The sequence below is a fragment of the Psychrobacter sp. ER1 genome (genome assembly GCF_048631835.1).
Classification (GTDB): domain Bacteria; phylum Pseudomonadota; class Gammaproteobacteria; order Pseudomonadales; family Moraxellaceae; genus Psychrobacter.
In genome coordinates this window covers 1579987-1595767 of record NZ_CP184640.1, presented here as the reverse complement: position 1 = coordinate 1595767, position 15781 = coordinate 1579987, and the positions used below count along the sequence as shown (strand labels likewise).

Here is a 15781-nt window from a genome sequence, read left to right as displayed (position 1 = left end):
TTTTTAGGTTTATTTATATTGAGTCAGTGAGTGTTAGGCGGGCGCTGCACTGATCGCATCTGATGGTTGTGATACCTTGGCTCGCCGAGCGGCATCGATTTGCATTACTTCTCCCATGAGTTTTGGCATGTTGGCGGCAGCTTTCGGGGCGGCAGCTTTTAAACGCATCAATATAGCCAGTTGCTCAGGTGTGCTTTCGTCAACCGCTTGCACCATTTTGGTAAAGCCGTCTAATCGATTATTGACCAACCACTGACGTAATTCAGGCTCTTTTGACCAACGCATTTGGTTTTGCATTTGAGCCACCACGCCAATCAACCAGTCCGTATCATGATTGGGCAGTGGCACCACGCGGCATAGGTCGTTTTTGATGGCTTCATCATCATAAGTGGCTTCAATATGAGCGATAAATGCCGCACTAAACACAGGCTGATAAGTGCGCATGTTTTGTACGATGACTTTATTACTCTGAAACACAGTATAGGTCTCGGTGACTGGTACGGCGCGAGCAGAGCAGTCGATATGCATGGTGTTGGGAGTGGTAGAAATGCTGTCCTCACCAAAATAAATTTTGTCAGTATCTAAGCGGGTCACGCGCCCTTTGCGCACAATGTTTTTAACCCTACGTAACTGCTTAAGCTCGTCGCTACTAATGGTAGCGCCATGGAACATTTGCGGGCGTACATTTGGATCAATACGCATTAATACGCCACCTTTTTCTAAACGGTCAAAAAGGTCTTCGATGTTTTTAGCCTCAGCAATCGCTTCTGCTTGAGTAGCCTGTGCTCCAATAGTATGGGTGAAAAAATCACGAGAGGGTTGGGTGTTTTTACGATCGATCAGCCAAGCATCTCTTGGCATAATCCACGTGATATTGTCTGGGTCAATTTGATTCTCTAGTAGCCATAAAACCGCATCTATACCCGTTTTTCCGCCACCGATAATCACGTAACCATCACGGGGTTTGGTTAAACTCGGCAAATCATTTAATGGGCCAAACTTAACACCTTCAGCAATCTCAAAGTTTGGGGTATGGGTTGCTGGTACTGAGGTTTTAAAATAAGTACCATCAATGATTTTCTTATTAACCTTAACCTCATAGCTGGTATCAGACAGTAATGATGAAAACTTGCCGTCGCCTTTGTACTCACACATCGGGAAATACTTCACGCGGCCACTTGGTAAAAACGTGTGTTTCATGACTTTATCGAAGTACGCCATAATTTCTGCGCCTGACGCCAGCTCAGCCAAGCCCTTATTTAAGCCCATACTATCAATCGTGCCGCCACACAGCTCGCGCGAGCTGACTCCATAAAAAGACGATGGCTGATGCAGTGTGACAAACGAATAGGCATCGTTCCAATGACCACCTGGCTTATGATGTTTATCAACGATAATAATATTAGCATCTGTTTCTGTGAGCAGCACATCGGCAAAAGCCATGCCTACCGCGCCACTACCAATGATCAGATAATCCGTTTCTAGCTGTTGAATACTCATAGCGTCCTTACTCTAAGTTGAGTTTCTATCAACACAATCAATTCATAATTGTTTGTGTATAACAGTGTTATATACTAGAATAACACTGTTATAATTGTCAAGACATAGTGAGAGCTAAATGGACGCTAGAACCAAAATACTAAATGCTGCATCTGAGCTTTTCTTAGAAGGGGGCGGTGCGGCCTTGAGCGTGCGTGCCATATCCAAGCGAGCAGGGCTATCGACGATTGGTATATACAGTCACTTTCAAGGCAAGCAAGGTATACTAGACGCGCTATACATCGAAGGGTTCAATCTGGTGCGTGAGGCCATGGACGTGATTCCTGATGAGGGCAGGGCCAGTAAAGAGCAAGTGCTAGAGGCCTGTACTGGCTACCTCAATGTCGGCGAGCAGCATGAGGCGCATTACCGCCTGATCTTTGGAGAGTCCGATGCAGGGTACCAGCCTTCAGAGGAAGCGACGGCTGCTAGAGACAGCGCTTTTGCAAAATTGGTACGGGTGGCAGGCTCTTATCTGACAGATAGCTCGAGCATGACAGAGCGCCGCCAAATTGCTTTGGATATATGGGCGATCGTTCATGGGTATGTGAGTATTAGTCACCATGTGGTGTTCGCCGATGAACCGGAGCTAGACTGGAAGACGATGGCACTTCGTGTGGTTGGAGTACAGTTGGATGCCATTGACCTAACCAAAGCTAAGCATCAATAAAGCCTTCCCGAACAACTCGGTAAATCAGCAGTATGAAGGTGACAATGAATATCGAACAGCGATTTGTAAGTATTGATTATAAACATGTACATAGCGTTTAAATAATCCATCGCTTTACTTAAAAATCAAATAAGCAAACATATGTCTTTTATCTTGTAAACTGCATTATTTTAGGTTATTTTTCACTGTTGATTACCGTTCTTTAACCAAGGAGAAGCAGTTTGGATACTAACTTATCACCGCTTAAGATTTCAGTGGTTGCGGCGCTGACACTGCTTACAGGCTCGCAAGTATTTGCAGAGGCCAAGTATGGTGATTATGGGACAGAAACCGCGCTGACGCTTGCCCGTGACTATGCTGGTCGTTATACAGGTTCAGATAAAGAAGTCCAAGCTGCTGATTATATGCAGCAGCGTATGACCATCGATGGCAGTAACAACCAAGTCAATCGTCAAACTTTTGATTTCGTAGCGCCTCGTGGTTTATTCAGAGGTCAAACGTTAACGAGTAATAACGTTGTCGTGACCCAAAAAGGCAGTGCTGATACTAACAGGACGTTGTTTGTTGGCGCACATTATGATTCTGCCGTCGCCTATCCAAACTACGAAAACCTAGAAGCATTGGATGACAACGCTTCTGGGTCTGGCGTCTTAACTGAGTTAACAAAAAACCTGACTGGCATTGAGACAGAGCACGATATTCAGTTTGTGGCATTTGGTGCAGAGGAGGGCGGTCTCAATGGTTCAAAGGCGTTTGTTGATCAGCTCACGGACGCAGAAAAATCAACAGCGTTGGGTATGATTAACCTAGACAGTCTGATTACAGGCGATAAAATGTATGCCAATGCAGGGCGAAACGCTTATGATAATGATGGCAATGAAGTAACAGCCAATGTAAGCTTGCGTGAAAACGCACTGCGTATTGCAAAAGAGCTTGGTATTACACTAGAAGTCAATCCAGCCATTATTGCACCAGGTGAGACAGAGCCATACGAGCCTTATGGCGTTGGCTGCTGTAGCGATCAGGAGTCTTTTGATAGTGTCATGCAGGTCGTAGGGTTTGAGGCTACTAACTGGGGCCTTGGGCCTGATTATGATGGTTACACACAAACTGAAAACCCAGATATTCCAGGTGGCTATACGTGGCATAACCCTGCATTAGACAATGAGGAAGTACTTAATGCGGCCTTTGGTGAAGAGCGCATAGCGCAAAGAATGCGCGACTACTCTCGTATCATCAGCAAATTGATTGTGGAGCAAACCAATGCTGATATCATAGTATCAACCAAAAGTGCGCTCAATCTTCAAAATACGATGGGCTTAGCTTTGCAGGACAATGCTACTGACTCGCACTCAGCGGTGCTTGAGCGCGCCAATGCTTTAGCATTACATACTCTCGATGATGCGCAGCCTTTTGATACCGAGTCGCGTACTCAGGTTTGGGTAGATGGCTCCCAAAGCTACGTGGATACTGAGGACGCACAAGAAGGCATTCGCGCCAATATTGGTCTATATGGCGAATATATGGTACAGCCGAGCTGGCGTGTTGGCGCAGGTGTACAAGCTGCCAATCAAAACAATAAAAGCGTAGAAAACGGTATTAAAAAAGATACAAGCTATGGTATTCAAGCCTACTCTTTATTGGGCGGTAAAGACACGGCTTGGTGGAACACCACATCTATGAGTTTATCTAAACATGACTTGGACGTTAATAGAACTGTAAAACTGGATGGCAATAACGGCATCAACATTATCAACAATAGCGAACGCGGTAGTTCTGATGCCGATGTGTTTAGCGCATACAATGAGCTTGGCTATAATTTTATTATCAAGAAAAACGTCGCGCATGGTGTATTTTTGGGTCTGAATTACAGTGATACAGATATAGATGGCTATACTAGCGGCAATGCAAACTCTCGCACTGCGTTAAAGGTTAATAGCACCTCTAGCGAAGCATGGGATTCAGAGCTTGGTTATCAGTTGCAGTATGGTTTTGATTTGATGGGCACGCCTGCCAAGCTTCAAGGCAAAATCGCTTATGTGCATGTGATCGAGGATGGTTCAATAGATAGTTTATCGACAACGTCTTTAGCTGATGGTCAAACAAGAGAGGTTAGCATCACGCAAGCATATAAAGACGACGACTATGGACGTTTTGAGCTGAGTGTTAGCAACAAGGTTCATAACAATGTCTACGCGTATCTAAATGGCGATACCACCTTTGCACGTGATGATAAAGACAGCTCGGTACAGATGGGTTTGCAATATCAATTTTAAATATTAATGTGAGGATGTAAGTCTGCGCTGCTCAATAATTCATTTATGAGCAGCGTTTTTTGCTTATGCATGTCAATATATTAATTATAAATGCGTATTACTGATTACCGCTACAATACTTAGATGCAGTAATACCAACGTGTTCGAAATATTAAAGGGGTAGAGGTAACGTGTATGTTTGGCATCATAAAGGATTGGCGTGAGCAGCGTATATTAGAAAACAGCGAATTTACTCAGGCTGACTGGATTAAGGCGGCTGAGCGTATTGTGATACTCGATAGATTAAGTATTGACGAGATGACACATTTATTTGAGCTAGCAACGTTATTTTTGGCTGATAAGTCCATCACAGGTGCGCAAGGGTTTGAGATTACCGATGTAGTCAAACAATCTATTGCCTTGCAAGCTTGTCTGCCAATATTAAACCTAAGTCTCGATTGGTATGCTGGCTGGTCATCGATTATTATCTATCCTGGCTCGTACAAGAGTGACAGCACCACGGTAGATGAGTTTGGTATCGTTCACGAAGGCACTCAGCACCGTAGCGGAGAAGCATGGCTGCGAGGGCCTGTTATTCTTTCATGGAAAGATGCCGAAGCACTCAGGCGAACGTGATGGTCATAATGTTGTTATTCATGAGTTTGTACATAAGCTCGATATGATGAACGGTCGCGCCAATGGTTTTCCACCGATGCAACCTGATATGGATCCTGCAAACTGGACACAGATTATGAGCCGCGATTTTGAAGATTTTCAAACACATCGCAAGTCAGGGCTTGATCGTTATGGCGCAACCAATCCTGCAGAATTTTTGCCGTCCTCAGTGAAGTGTTTTTTGAGACCCCACAAAAGCTAGTTGATGCTTATCCGGATATTTATGACATCATGGTCAAGTTCTTTCGTCAAACGCCGCTATAGTCATTCCATTATAAAAGTATGACAGCGTTAACCTCGCTTGAAATATTTAAGATACGTCTACACTCGGTTGCCTTGTATTACTTTTAAATTGAATCGACTATATGAATAAGATTCATAGGAATTGTAATAGTAGACCATCTTAAAGGTAGCGTAAGCGCATATATTAAAACTAGGAAGCTGAGATGATTAACGCGACAAATGACGACATAGCAAAAGTAGAGATCTATGAAAGTGCTGATGGAGAGGCGCAAGTAGATGTACGTTTTGAGCAAGAGACGGTCTGGTTGTCACAAGCACAAATGACCGAGCTATTTGGTCGTGATCAATCAGTAATTTCTCGTCATATCGCCAATGCCATAAAAGATGAAGAAATCGCTGAAAAAAGCAATATACAAAAAATGCATATTGCAAATTCAAACCGTCCGGTGATTTTTTATGACTTAGATGTGGTTATATAAGTAGGCTAACGAATCAAATCTCCTCAAAGCGTGCAATTTAGGCGTTGGGCAACGCAGCGACTACGTGAATACTTAGTACAAGGCTATACGCTCAATCAACAGCGCTTCTATAAAAACTCAAGCAAGCTACAACAAGCGCTAAAATTAATCAAAAAAACCGCACAAAGTCCCGAGCTTAGAACTGACAAAGCTTGTCATCAAAAACTATACCAAAGACCATGTAGTACAAGCTGCTATATATATTCTCGAATACATATAGCATTTATAAGCAAATAGAGTAGGCTGCCAATTTAAACAAGTCTTATAAAAGTTATCAATCAATCGTTTCTCTACGCCTTAAACCGTCCATTGGTCATTAATGATAGCCACTAGATATCGCTTGCCTTGATACTCATCAAATACCAAGCGTAGTACCCGCCAGTCCATGCCATCATACTCATCTGTGCCTTCATAATAAAACTCTACAACATCTGACGCTTGGTATATTTCTTTTAAGTTATTGATAGAATTGCCATTATTTTTGAATTCATTGACATTGATACTAGCGTTATTAAACTTTTTGCCATCCACCCAAGTATCCAGATAAGCAGGCAACGGTGTTACCAATAGGTCGCCAGTACCGTCTTTTTCGCCCCAAATAAATTGGATGTTAGACTGCTGTAAATACTGTGCAAATTGCCCGCGGCTAAAGACTTTATCTGACTCAGGCCGTACATAAGCGTACATCGAAAAACGAACGCCACGTGTTGGATGGATGTCATTAGTGATTCTAGAAAAGTCCTTATTGGCCAGTGCGCGCTGTATACGTAACGCTTGCTGTCTAAGGGTTTGCTGACTGATATCAGTATTAATAGGTGTTGATGAACTACTGGTTGGCTGAGATACAATGGCTTCACTGGACTCAGAAGCAGACTGACAACCCGTCGCAGCTAGCGTAAATAACAGAAGGCTGCTAGAGGCTAATGTCGCAGATTTTTCCTTAAAAAAAGCAGGTAATGTCATCATAAAATCATCCTTAGCACAGTTATTAGCGAAAGAAACATCACTATAAATTGTCATGGGAACCAGTAAAAAATACCACAAAAGCGCTATGTAATAGATATTTTGGTAAGTAAACCTGAATGATACGATAATACAGCAGAGTCCGAATATAGGTATGATGTAATAGTCGTAACACTTATAGGACAGAAGCTCGCTGAGAATAAGATGCCAACATATAAATCGCTGACATTACTATTGACCATAGGACTGATGACTGTCGGTAACGCCATAGCCGATGTATCAAAAGTAGATCAGAAGCAAAATGCCATGGCTGATATAAAGATTGCGACTATCACGAAAATGTACCAACAAGATATTGATGACCAAGGTATGAGTAATCCTACGGTGCTGCAGCAATACGCCGATGCTGATTTGCAAGCAGCCATGCAACTTGAGCAAGAATATTTTGATAAAACTCAGACGTCCTGCAATATAGATTACGATGTACTTTGGAACTCGCAAGATCCTGACTATACGCAAGACAAAAAGTTTTCAATAACTGATCAAGGATTGGTTCAGGTTAGCTTGGCGCAAGGTAGCGATATTTATTATGAGTTGTCATGTGATGACAATGATAAAAATTGCCAAGTTGCAGATGTGGTTTTAGATCGGGATGGCAAAACGTTGCGCCAGCATTTACTTGAAACTTGTCGTTAGTAAAAGTCTATAACTAATATTAAATCCGATCTAAGGCACAAGAATGACATGGTATAAATAGTTTTTCGCCTAACTGCTAAAACCATTGGTTTGTTTTCGCATAATGTATATTATGTTAAACTAAGGCTACCGTACAATAAGTTCATGGAGTTATGATTATATGATAAATCTTTATCAAGATTGGTTGATGATCGATTAATTCTCATACGTACTGCCTATTCATAAAATCATCTTCATCAACACTAATACAGTTACTAGCTAAGCTGTCTTAAGGAGTCAATGTACAGAGCTATTACTGATCCTATTGTATTTGTAATCGAACTTAACGTATTAAACTATGTCGCTAGTTAACCTGTTTGATAAACTTGTTCTATTCATCATTGCTAAGTTTACTACCTTCATACGGCACAATAATCCCTCTGAATAACCTGTCATTCCTAATCATCATCTAATAACCAAATTACTCATCAATCGATTGTTGGTAGCTTAGCCGATTTCCTCATTAATGCGAATGTGCTTGAACTACGTTAGGTACAGAAGTATTCGCCACCAAGTAACAATCAGCTCAAAGTAAAAGCAATAACCCTTCTGGATGCCTATTACTCTATATCATTGATAAGAACGTACATAAGCTCTGATAATGCTCCTACTTGGCATCTTAGTAAGTCTAAGTCTATATACACCTTATAGCTGCTATTATCATAGCTAACTACGATGTAATACGTTTTCATTTAGAGTCACCAAAAGAGCCTTCCTGATTAGTGAGACATTCATTGGTATTTTCTAACATCTCTCGTTCTTACTGAAATATCTTAATCTAAAGCATTGGTTTGATACCTTCCAAATTTGCACAGAACAGCACTATCACCCTGATTAAGCTATTCTGTGCGAGTACAAGAGCACGGTTTTTCGTGCAAATATTTCGAAGGACTCTATTGCCAATAGCAAACAGCACTCTTACTTTTAGTCTATGTGAAGTTTATTCCTTCAAACGCCATATATATCAACAAAAAAATAGCTTACTCCTTCTTTCTCTACTATAATACAATTATCCCCAAGTGAACCTTGGGGATAATTACGTCTTAAAAACTATTATCTAAAAGGCTTTACTAACAACACTAACGAATACCAGTGTCCATGATAGTGTCCAATACTTCTATATTTTTCTACAGAAGAGACTTTTTATAAGTCATCAATCATAAACCTATCATCAACCTTAATTATCATATGACGGATATACATTATGGCTATCGACACTGCAAACGATATCAATAAGCTCGAATGCCGAGACAAAGATTATTCTGTCAGCGTCTCAGGTGTGGCTGGCCTAAGTCTGCGTATTTATCCAAATGGCAAAAAGGAATACTACTTACGTTATTCCCATCCGCATATCGAGGGCAAACGCCCTAGGATGATGTTGGGTAAGATTGAGGATGTCAGTCTGCATGAGGTTAAGTATAAAGCAGACACCATTCTTGATATGGTCGCAAAAGGCTCTGACCCCAAAGCCATTCAGCAAAAAGAGCAAACCAATAAATATACTCACCTAAAAAACGCACCATTTTCTGAGATTGCTCAAGCATGGCGAGAACACAAAACAGCAGGTCGCAATCAAAGTAAATCTAAAAAACCGTCATACAGTGAGTCAACCCTCAAATTTTGGGATTTATGTTTAGGATATATGTGCCAAGAAATTGGTGATTTAAGAATGGACGATATCACCAGTGAGATGATACTGAGTGTGTGTGAGTCTATCCAAAACAATGAAAACCAAGCAACTTTCGTTGGTGCAAGCACTCGTCTGTATACTGAAAAAGTGTTTTCATTCGCTGTTGCTCGAGGGTTGTGCGATAGAAATGTGGCAATTGATACCCGTGGTGAGCTTGCACCTGCTAACTCAGGTAATCACTTGCCAGCCATCACCAAACCAGATCAATTTGCGACGCTTCTAAAGGATATGTCCACTTTTAAAGGTGCAAGTAAGATTACATTAGAGGCAATGAACTTATTACCTTATGTGTTTGTACGTAGTATCGATCTGCGCTCGATGCGTTGGGATGACATCGATTGGGATACTAATACATGGGCATTCTCCCCGACTAAGGGCGAAGGTCGTGACGATATGGTCTCGCACTTAGTTGTTCCCTTAGCCACGCAAGTAATTTCGCGATTACGAAACATCCAATCAATTACTGGGCATAAGGAACATGTATTTGCGTCGATGCGCGGTTCAAGCAATGCTTATATTAGTAAAGCGACGTTGGTACAGATATTCCATCGGCTTGGATACAAAGATGTGCAGTGTGCGCATGGATTTCGAGCATCCGCTAAAACTTTGCTCATGGAACAGCCTGAGCTACGCTATTCAGATATCGTCACAGAATTACAGCTAGGTCACAGGATAAAAGACACACATGGCGGGGCTTACAACAGACTCGATGAAATCGATACTAGGGTACAGATGATGCAAGATTGGGCAGATTATATAGATAATCTTCGGAGTCGTTAGAGAGTTATTTTAGAGTCAAAAACCATATTTTTTGCTTTTATTTATGGTTCTTTGAAATGTATTTTACGGAAGTTCACAGGAGACATGCCAGTAAACTGCTTAAACTGTCGACTAAAGGCACTATGATCACCGTATCCACAGTTTAAAGAGACCTGAGTTACTGTTAGCTTATGATTCGCTAATAGTCGAATGGCATGCTCTAAGCGCATTTTTTGTACAAACTGAATGGGTGACATATTCAGTACTGCTTTGAAGGTACGCTCCAATTGCGATTGACTAAGATTTGCCAATTTCGCCAATTGACCAATATTAATTTTTTGATCAAGATTGTCTCGTACGTATTGATCTACACTTGCCAACCGAGCGTGCTTACGTAATATCCGCTCGTTATCTTCATCAATATCTACTGATATACCTACCATTGCTACAATATGATTTTCTACATCATAGACGGGGATTTTTGCGTGATACACCATCCCAGCTGTCCTGATGCATAGCTATGAAGTTCTAGTTTATCAACAATTTCCCTACCTTTCCTCAATACTCTCAAGTCCTGATTAAGATAATCCTTCCCTTGAGATTTCAAAAATACTTGCTCTGTAGTCAGTCCTATTAGTGCTTTTTTGTTTTTAAGCCCGCTACGTCTAATGAGCGTTTTACTGACTAATCGATAGCATGCTTGGTCATCTTTAACAAAAAACACCACATTTTTCATAGTATCAAACAGAGGCATCAATAACGATATATTGCCAACAAACTCATCAAAATTGGCTGGTTGATAAGTCTGTAGGTGCTTTGACAGTTGTTTTGTAGGTGTTTCTAATACTAACGGCCGCATCGGTATATTCTCATATAGCATCTCAAGCTTGTCGTTGAGCTTTTCAGGTATTTTAGGGTGCTACACAATATTTATACTCCTAAATATCTTTATAGCCTGTGCAGAAATGCGCATTTATTCATATAAAAACATCAAGACTGCTTTTCTGAAAAACGTCATTCTATATTTACGCCTTGTTCATTTATGAATAACGCTAACAGTATATTAACTCACGGATGAATCAGGTAGGCAGTCATGTTTGATACGCTTTTCACTCTTAAGATTATTGATTCGCATACTGGCGGTGAACCTACTCGTATGGTGTATGCAGGATTTCCTGAGCTTAGTGGGCAATCTATTCAAGAAAAACTTCAAGACTTCAAACAGAATTTCGATCATTTACGTCAAAGTATTATCCTAGAACCTCGTGGTAATGATGTGCTTGTCGGAGCGATTTTGTGCCCGCCTTCTGATCCTCGTGCCACGGCTGGCGTGGTCTTCTTTAATAATCATGGCTATTTAGGTATGTGTGGCCATGGCACTATCGGCGTTATTACATCTCTAGCTTATCAACAAAAGATAACCGCTGGTGATCACTATCTAGAAACAAGCGTAGGCCTAGTTAAAGCAACCTTGCATGATGATGGTAGTTGTAGCGTCCAAAATGTCCCCTCTTATCGCTACCAAAAACAAGTAGAAGTTCAAGTACCCAATATCGGTCCTATCTATGGAGATATCGCTTGGGGTGGTAATTGGTTTTTCTTAGTCAACGATCATAAGCAAGCTATTGAAGCCAATAATGTTGAGGCGCTTACTCAATTTAGCATACAGATCAAAAAAGCTCTTCATAAGTCTGGAATCACGGGTGCTGACAATGGCGAAATTGATCATATAGAACTGTTTGGCAAGAGCGATCTCGCCGGCACTAACAGCAAAAACTTCGTATTATGCCCTGGATCTGCCTACGATCGATCTCCTTGTGGTACTGGAACCAGTGCCAAATTGGCTTGCTTAGCCGCAGACAATGTACTCGCACCTGGTGAGACTTGGTATCAGCAAAGCATCATTGGCAGTGTCTTTAGTGCCAGCTATCAGCCTATTGATGTACTTAGTCATCATAGCTCTCTTCATAACCACCCTATCAGTACTATTATTCCCACGATCCGAGGGTACGCCTACGTATGTGCAGAGACCTCTCTCATCGTTCAAGACAGCGATCCGTTCAAATGGGGTATTTCTTTATAAATACCAGTTTGTATGGCTTCTAGGAAGTAACCAATCACTGCTCAGCAAGCTCAGAAAAGCGAGACTCTCATGGACACACAAGTGTTTGATATACATATCATTGGTGGTGGCATTATCGGACTATGTGCTGCGATTACCCTACAGTCTCGTGGGGTAAAAGTTGCAATTTTGGAAGCCGATAAAATTGCTCGCGGTGCAACTTATGGCAACGCAGGTCACATTGCCACTGAACAGGTTTTCCCTATCGCTGATGCCAGTATCTTACGACATGTTCCTGCCATGCTACTCAACCCTGAAGGGCCTCTGCGTATAGATTGGCGCTACCTTCCACGCTTAGCACCATGGGCATTCAAGTTATTACTTAATATGCGTACCGAACCATTTGCACGCAGTCACCAAGCGCTTTTGGCACTAAATGCGCAGAGCCTTCAAGCTTGGCAAGATTTTGCCAAAGAGTGGCAGTTACATTCTTGGGTACAAATACAAGGATCTGTTTTAACCGCAGAGACACCTAACAGTCTAAAAATGCTGACTGAACACGGCCAACGCTTAAATAGTTTAGGTGTCTCTAACAGCCTACTCTCACAGTCAGCATTGACAGCTCTTGAGCCTGCGTTAAAAGACAATCAACTGGGTGCTTTGTTTTTTCCAGAGACAGGTCATATCACCAATATAGAAGCCATTACCCATAAATTAAGTACTATTTTTAGATCGCTTGGTGGTCAAATTTATGAGAATTGCCGTGTTCTGAGCGCGGAAGTAATAACTGATGGTATTCGTTTGACGACGACACAAAAGCAGCTTCATGCCAGCAAAGTTATGCTCGCCGCAGGAGCTCATTCCAAAGCCTTAGCCAAACAGCTAACAGGCGTCTCAGTACCAATGGATACAGAGCGAGGCTATCACCTGATGCTTCCTAACGAAAGTCAGCGTTTCAACATCCCTATTTCTAGCATGGATCGCCGCTTTATTATGACACCAATGGAAAAAGGGCTGCGCTTGGCTGGTACTGTTGAGTATGCAGGACTTGAGGCGCCGGCAAATATGAACCGTGCGAATATGCTGTTGAAACAAGCTCAAGCAATGCTAAACACCCCACTAGATAGTGACAGCAATACGCAATGGATGGGGTTTAGACCTTCTACAGCAGACTCGCTACCCATCATAGATAGACATAACTCAGTCTTTTTAAACTTTGGTCATCAGCATCTAGGTCTGACCCAAGCTGTGGTAAGCGCACAGATGATCGCGGCTTTGTATTTTGGCGATACTGCCATGGTAGATCCTACTGCCTATCGTCTAAACCGCTTCAAACGTAAATCTTTTAAATAATAATCGAACATTTTATCTCTATGACAACTCATAGAACCAACAACGTCGCTAATAGCTCATGGCTTACTAACGGCTTTTACTTCCAAATAAGGATATTTATATGAACATTCATGGCGTTTTAGTCCCTATCGTTACTCCTTTCGATGTTAATGAAAATATCGACACTCAAAAGTTAACCGAACTGGTCAATGTATTCGTAGAAAAGGCGTTACCGGAATCGTAGCTTGCGGTACAACGGGTGAATACTACACGTTCTCGCCTGCAGAGCGCGAACTGGTTTTGACCACTATCGCTGATGCTGCCAAAGGCAAAGTCACTCTGATTGCAGGTATCAACAGTTTATCGACCAATCATTCTATCGAACTTGCTCATCAAGCCAAAAATCTGGGCTACGACGGCTTAATGTTATCAGCCAATCCGTATAGCCTACCAGACCAAGACGGTATTATTGCGCATTTTGAAACCGTCGCTGATGCCACTGACCTACCTATCATTATGTACAATTTTCCAGCACGCGTCGGTGTGAGCATTGAATTTGAAACCGTCGCGCATTTATCCAAACATCCCAATATTGTAGGTGTCAAAGAAAGCAGCGGCGATTTTAGCCATGCATTACGTATGCTACAGGCTGATTTTGAAAACTTTGAAGTGGTTTGTGGTTGTGATGACCAACCAGTAGATTTCTTCTTTTGGGGTGCTAAGAGCTGGATCGCTGGTGCGGCTAACGTATTTCCAGCAGAACAAGTTGCATTGTTTGAAGCCACAAAAAAGGCGATTGGAACCGTGCTAAAGAACTAATGACAGCCATGTATCCTGCTATCCACTCTATGGAGTCTGGAAACTATAACCAAAAGGCCAAAGCAGGCTGCATTAACGGGAGCATTAATGTTGGGTCAGTACGACTACCTTTGACTGATATGTCAAAAGAAGAGACTCAGTCATTTTTAGCACTTCTGTCTTGATACATCGAACCATTCTTATCGTTCCTACCATTGCATAGAAAAGGACAATCTAATGAGTATGACCACAGCACAAGTCTTCGAACTCGCCAGCAACCAACAGCTTTGGGCAGGCCATTTAATAGATACCACAGCACCAGTATCCGAGACAACACTCCCTAACTACAGCCCTATTGATAATACCTGCATAGGTAGTATTGCTAATGGGAGTCAGCAAGATGTTAATACGGCGGTCGCGGCAGCCCGAGACGCTTTTGAACAGGGTGAGTGGCGACGAAGGTTGCTCCTACTGGAGCTGATGCGCTAGGCCTTGTGGTACAAGAGCCTATCGGTGTAGTGGGTGCAGTACTACCATGGAACTTTCCAGCACAAATGTATGCATGGAAAGTTGCACCCGCATTAATAACTGGCAACTCAGTCATTGTTAAACCTGCTGAATTAACCTCGCTCTCAGCATATCGATTAACACAATTGGCGTACGAGGCTGGCGTGCCAAAAGCGGCGTTGCAGTTAGTCTGTGGGCTTGGTGAAGAAGTAGGTGCGGCACTCGGTCAGCATATGGATGTTGATATGGTTTCTTTTACAGGATCAACCGAAGTCGGTCGACTGTTTCTACAGTACTCTGCACAAAGCAACCTTAAGGAAGTCGTCTTAGAGTGTGGTGGCAAAAGCCCTCAAATCGTCTTTGCAGATGCCATTATCAACGAACAAACCATCGAGCATATTTTATCCGCTGCTTTTTGGAATATGAGCGAAAACTGTAGCTGTGGTTCACGTCTACTTGTCCACTCTAGCCAAAAAGAAGCCTTGTTAACGCTATTAAAAAAGGTCTTCAGTCTTGGAAGGTGGGTCATCCTTACGATCCCGAGGTCGCTATTGGCCCAATGATCGAAAAAGCGCATTTTGAGAAAGTAATATCACATCTCAATACTGCAAAAACGGAGGGTGCTCGTTTGATCGCAGGTGGACGTATCCACGATGAACTCGGTAGTGGCTGGTATATCGAGCCTACCATCTTTGATAATGTCAGCCCGGATATGACGCTGTTTAAAGAAGAAGTTTTTGGTCCACTTTTAGCTGTCACAAGTTTTGAAACCGAAGAAGAAGCTATTCAGCTCGCCAATCAGAGTAATTATGGGCTTGCCGCTTCCTTTTATACACAAAATATCCATCGCGCATTCCGCGTGGCATCCGCTATTAAAGCTGGTACCGTCTCGATTAATGGTTTTTCTGAGGGCGATATTACGACACCTTTTGGTGGTTATAAACAATCTGGCTTCGGCGGTCGTGACAATGGCTTAGAGGCATTGTCCCAGTATACCCAAACCAAAACTATCTGGTTGGTGAACTAAAAACTGAC

16 protein-coding genes and 2 pseudogenes are annotated in these 15781 nt (G+C 42.3%); 14 read left to right on the top strand and 4 right to left on the bottom strand.

Going from position 1 to position 15781, the window contains the following annotated elements:
* Positions 1–33 precede the first annotated feature (33 nt).
* On the bottom strand, positions 34–1500 hold the full coding sequence (locus ACOBWA_RS07260) for an NAD(P)-binding protein (protein ID WP_420230664.1): 1467 nt from the start codon (positions 1498–1500) through the stop codon (positions 34–36).
* Between the two features lie 118 nt (positions 1501–1618).
* On the opposite strand from ACOBWA_RS07260, the gene ACOBWA_RS07255 reads away from it, so the two are divergent.
* The 6 genes and pseudogenes from ACOBWA_RS07255 (at position 1619) to ACOBWA_RS07230 (ending at position 6137) form a co-directional block, all read left to right on the top strand.
* Positions 1619–2209, top strand: coding sequence for a TetR/AcrR family transcriptional regulator (locus ACOBWA_RS07255; protein ID WP_420230663.1), 591 nt, complete (start codon positions 1619–1621; stop codon positions 2207–2209).
* Positions 2210–2430: 221 nt separating this feature from the next.
* Positions 2431–4485, top strand: a complete 2055-nt coding sequence (locus ACOBWA_RS07250) for an autotransporter domain-containing protein (RefSeq protein ID WP_420230662.1) — start codon at positions 2431–2433, stop codon at positions 4483–4485.
* Positions 4486–4659: 174 nt separating this feature from the next.
* Positions 4660–5100: a zinc-dependent peptidase gene (locus ACOBWA_RS07245; RefSeq protein ID WP_420230661.1), complete on the top strand. Its 441-nt coding sequence runs from the start codon at positions 4660–4662 to the stop codon at positions 5098–5100.
* A pseudogene (locus ACOBWA_RS07240) lies at positions 4991–5403 on the top strand (zinc-dependent peptidase). Before ACOBWA_RS07245 ends, ACOBWA_RS07240 begins: the two are co-directional and overlap by 110 nt.
* Positions 5404–5585: 182 nt before the next feature.
* Positions 5586–5861: a hypothetical protein gene (locus ACOBWA_RS07235; RefSeq protein ID WP_420230660.1), complete on the top strand. Its 276-nt coding sequence runs from the start codon at positions 5586–5588 to the stop codon at positions 5859–5861.
* 30 nt (positions 5862–5891) lie between these two features.
* Entirely contained in the window at positions 5892–6137 is a 246-nt protein-coding gene (locus ACOBWA_RS07230; protein WP_420230659.1) for a hypothetical protein, read from the top strand.
* A 60-nt stretch (positions 6138–6197) separates the two neighbouring features.
* On the opposite strand, the gene ACOBWA_RS07225 is transcribed toward ACOBWA_RS07230, so the two are convergent.
* The gene (locus ACOBWA_RS07225; protein WP_201547056.1) at positions 6198–6866 is read right to left on the bottom strand and encodes a hypothetical protein; all 669 of its coding nucleotides are present in this window, start codon (positions 6864–6866) and stop codon (positions 6198–6200) included.
* Positions 6867–7067: 201 nt separating this feature from the next.
* On the opposite strand from ACOBWA_RS07225, the gene ACOBWA_RS07220 reads away from it, so the two are divergent.
* Both ACOBWA_RS07220 and ACOBWA_RS07215 read left to right on the top strand, forming a co-directional pair.
* Positions 7068–7559, top strand: a complete 492-nt coding sequence (locus ACOBWA_RS07220; protein WP_057760219.1) for a hypothetical protein — start codon at positions 7068–7070, stop codon at positions 7557–7559.
* Positions 7560–8802: 1243 nt separating this feature from the next.
* Positions 8803–10068, top strand: coding sequence for a tyrosine-type recombinase/integrase (locus ACOBWA_RS07215; protein ID WP_420230658.1), 1266 nt, complete (start codon positions 8803–8805; stop codon positions 10066–10068).
* Between the two features lie 41 nt (positions 10069–10109).
* On the opposite strand, the gene ACOBWA_RS07210 is transcribed toward ACOBWA_RS07215, so the two are convergent.
* Positions 10110–10544 (bottom strand): helix-turn-helix domain-containing protein, encoded by a 435-nt coding sequence (locus tag ACOBWA_RS07210; protein ID WP_420230657.1) that lies wholly within the window; start codon positions 10542–10544, stop codon positions 10110–10112.
* Positions 10508–10927, bottom strand: coding sequence for a PAS domain-containing protein (locus ACOBWA_RS07205; protein ID WP_420230656.1), 420 nt, complete (start codon positions 10925–10927; stop codon positions 10508–10510). Before ACOBWA_RS07205 ends, ACOBWA_RS07210 begins: the two co-directional genes overlap by 37 nt.
* 213 nt (positions 10928–11140) lie before the next feature.
* Here ACOBWA_RS07205 and ACOBWA_RS07200 point away from each other — a divergent pair, with 213 nt between their 5' ends.
* The 6 genes and pseudogenes from ACOBWA_RS07200 (at position 11141) to ACOBWA_RS07175 (ending at position 15773) form a co-directional block, all read left to right on the top strand.
* The gene (locus tag ACOBWA_RS07200) at positions 11141–12130 is read left to right on the top strand and encodes a proline racemase family protein (protein WP_420230655.1); all 990 of its coding nucleotides are present in this window, start codon (positions 11141–11143) and stop codon (positions 12128–12130) included.
* Between the two features lie 69 nt (positions 12131–12199).
* A complete protein-coding gene (locus ACOBWA_RS07195; RefSeq protein WP_420230654.1) occupies positions 12200–13462 on the top strand; it encodes an NAD(P)/FAD-dependent oxidoreductase in 1263 nt (420 codons plus the stop codon).
* A gap of 100 nt (positions 13463–13562) precedes the next feature.
* Positions 13563–13685 (top strand): hypothetical protein, encoded by a 123-nt coding sequence (locus tag ACOBWA_RS07190; RefSeq protein ID WP_420230653.1) that lies wholly within the window; start codon positions 13563–13565, stop codon positions 13683–13685.
* Positions 13655–14260, top strand: a complete 606-nt coding sequence (locus ACOBWA_RS07185; RefSeq protein WP_420230740.1) for a dihydrodipicolinate synthase family protein — start codon at positions 13655–13657, stop codon at positions 14258–14260. Before ACOBWA_RS07190 ends, ACOBWA_RS07185 begins: the two co-directional genes overlap by 31 nt.
* Before the next feature lie 216 nt (positions 14261–14476).
* A complete protein-coding gene (locus tag ACOBWA_RS07180) occupies positions 14477–14728 on the top strand; it encodes an aldehyde dehydrogenase family protein (RefSeq protein ID WP_420230652.1) in 252 nt (83 codons plus the stop codon).
* Positions 14689–15773: pseudogene (locus ACOBWA_RS07175) on the top strand (aldehyde dehydrogenase family protein). The gene ACOBWA_RS07180 and the pseudogene ACOBWA_RS07175 overlap by 40 nt, the downstream one beginning before the upstream one ends.
* Positions 15774–15781 lie beyond the last annotated feature (8 nt).

Coding starts and splice junctions, on each gene's coding strand:
- ACOBWA_RS07215 (WP_420230658.1), top strand. CDS start 8,803: ATGGCTATCGACACTGCAAACGATATCAATAAGCTCGAATGCCGAGAC.
- ACOBWA_RS07245 (WP_420230661.1), top strand. CDS start 4,660: ATGTTTGGCATCATAAAGGATTGGCGTGAGCAGCGTATATTAGAAAAC.
- ACOBWA_RS07190 (WP_420230653.1), top strand. CDS start 13,563: ATGAACATTCATGGCGTTTTAGTCCCTATCGTTACTCCTTTCGATGTT.
- ACOBWA_RS07235 (WP_420230660.1), top strand. CDS start 5,586: ATGATTAACGCGACAAATGACGACATAGCAAAAGTAGAGATCTATGAA.
- ACOBWA_RS07255 (WP_420230663.1), top strand. CDS start 1,619: ATGGACGCTAGAACCAAAATACTAAATGCTGCATCTGAGCTTTTCTTA.
- ACOBWA_RS07210 (WP_420230657.1), bottom strand. CDS start 10,544: ATGGTGTATCACGCAAAAATCCCCGTCTATGATGTAGAAAATCATATT.
- ACOBWA_RS07260 (WP_420230664.1), bottom strand. CDS start 1,500: ATGAGTATTCAACAGCTAGAAACGGATTATCTGATCATTGGTAGTGGC.
- ACOBWA_RS07180 (WP_420230652.1), top strand. CDS start 14,477: ATGAGTATGACCACAGCACAAGTCTTCGAACTCGCCAGCAACCAACAG.
- ACOBWA_RS07195 (WP_420230654.1), top strand. CDS start 12,200: ATGGACACACAAGTGTTTGATATACATATCATTGGTGGTGGCATTATC.
- ACOBWA_RS07205 (WP_420230656.1), bottom strand. CDS start 10,927: ATGCTATATGAGAATATACCGATGCGGCCGTTAGTATTAGAAACACCT.
- ACOBWA_RS07220 (WP_057760219.1), top strand. CDS start 7,068: ATGCCAACATATAAATCGCTGACATTACTATTGACCATAGGACTGATG.
- ACOBWA_RS07200 (WP_420230655.1), top strand. CDS start 11,141: ATGTTTGATACGCTTTTCACTCTTAAGATTATTGATTCGCATACTGGC.
- ACOBWA_RS07225 (WP_201547056.1), bottom strand. CDS start 6,866: ATGATGACATTACCTGCTTTTTTTAAGGAAAAATCTGCGACATTAGCC.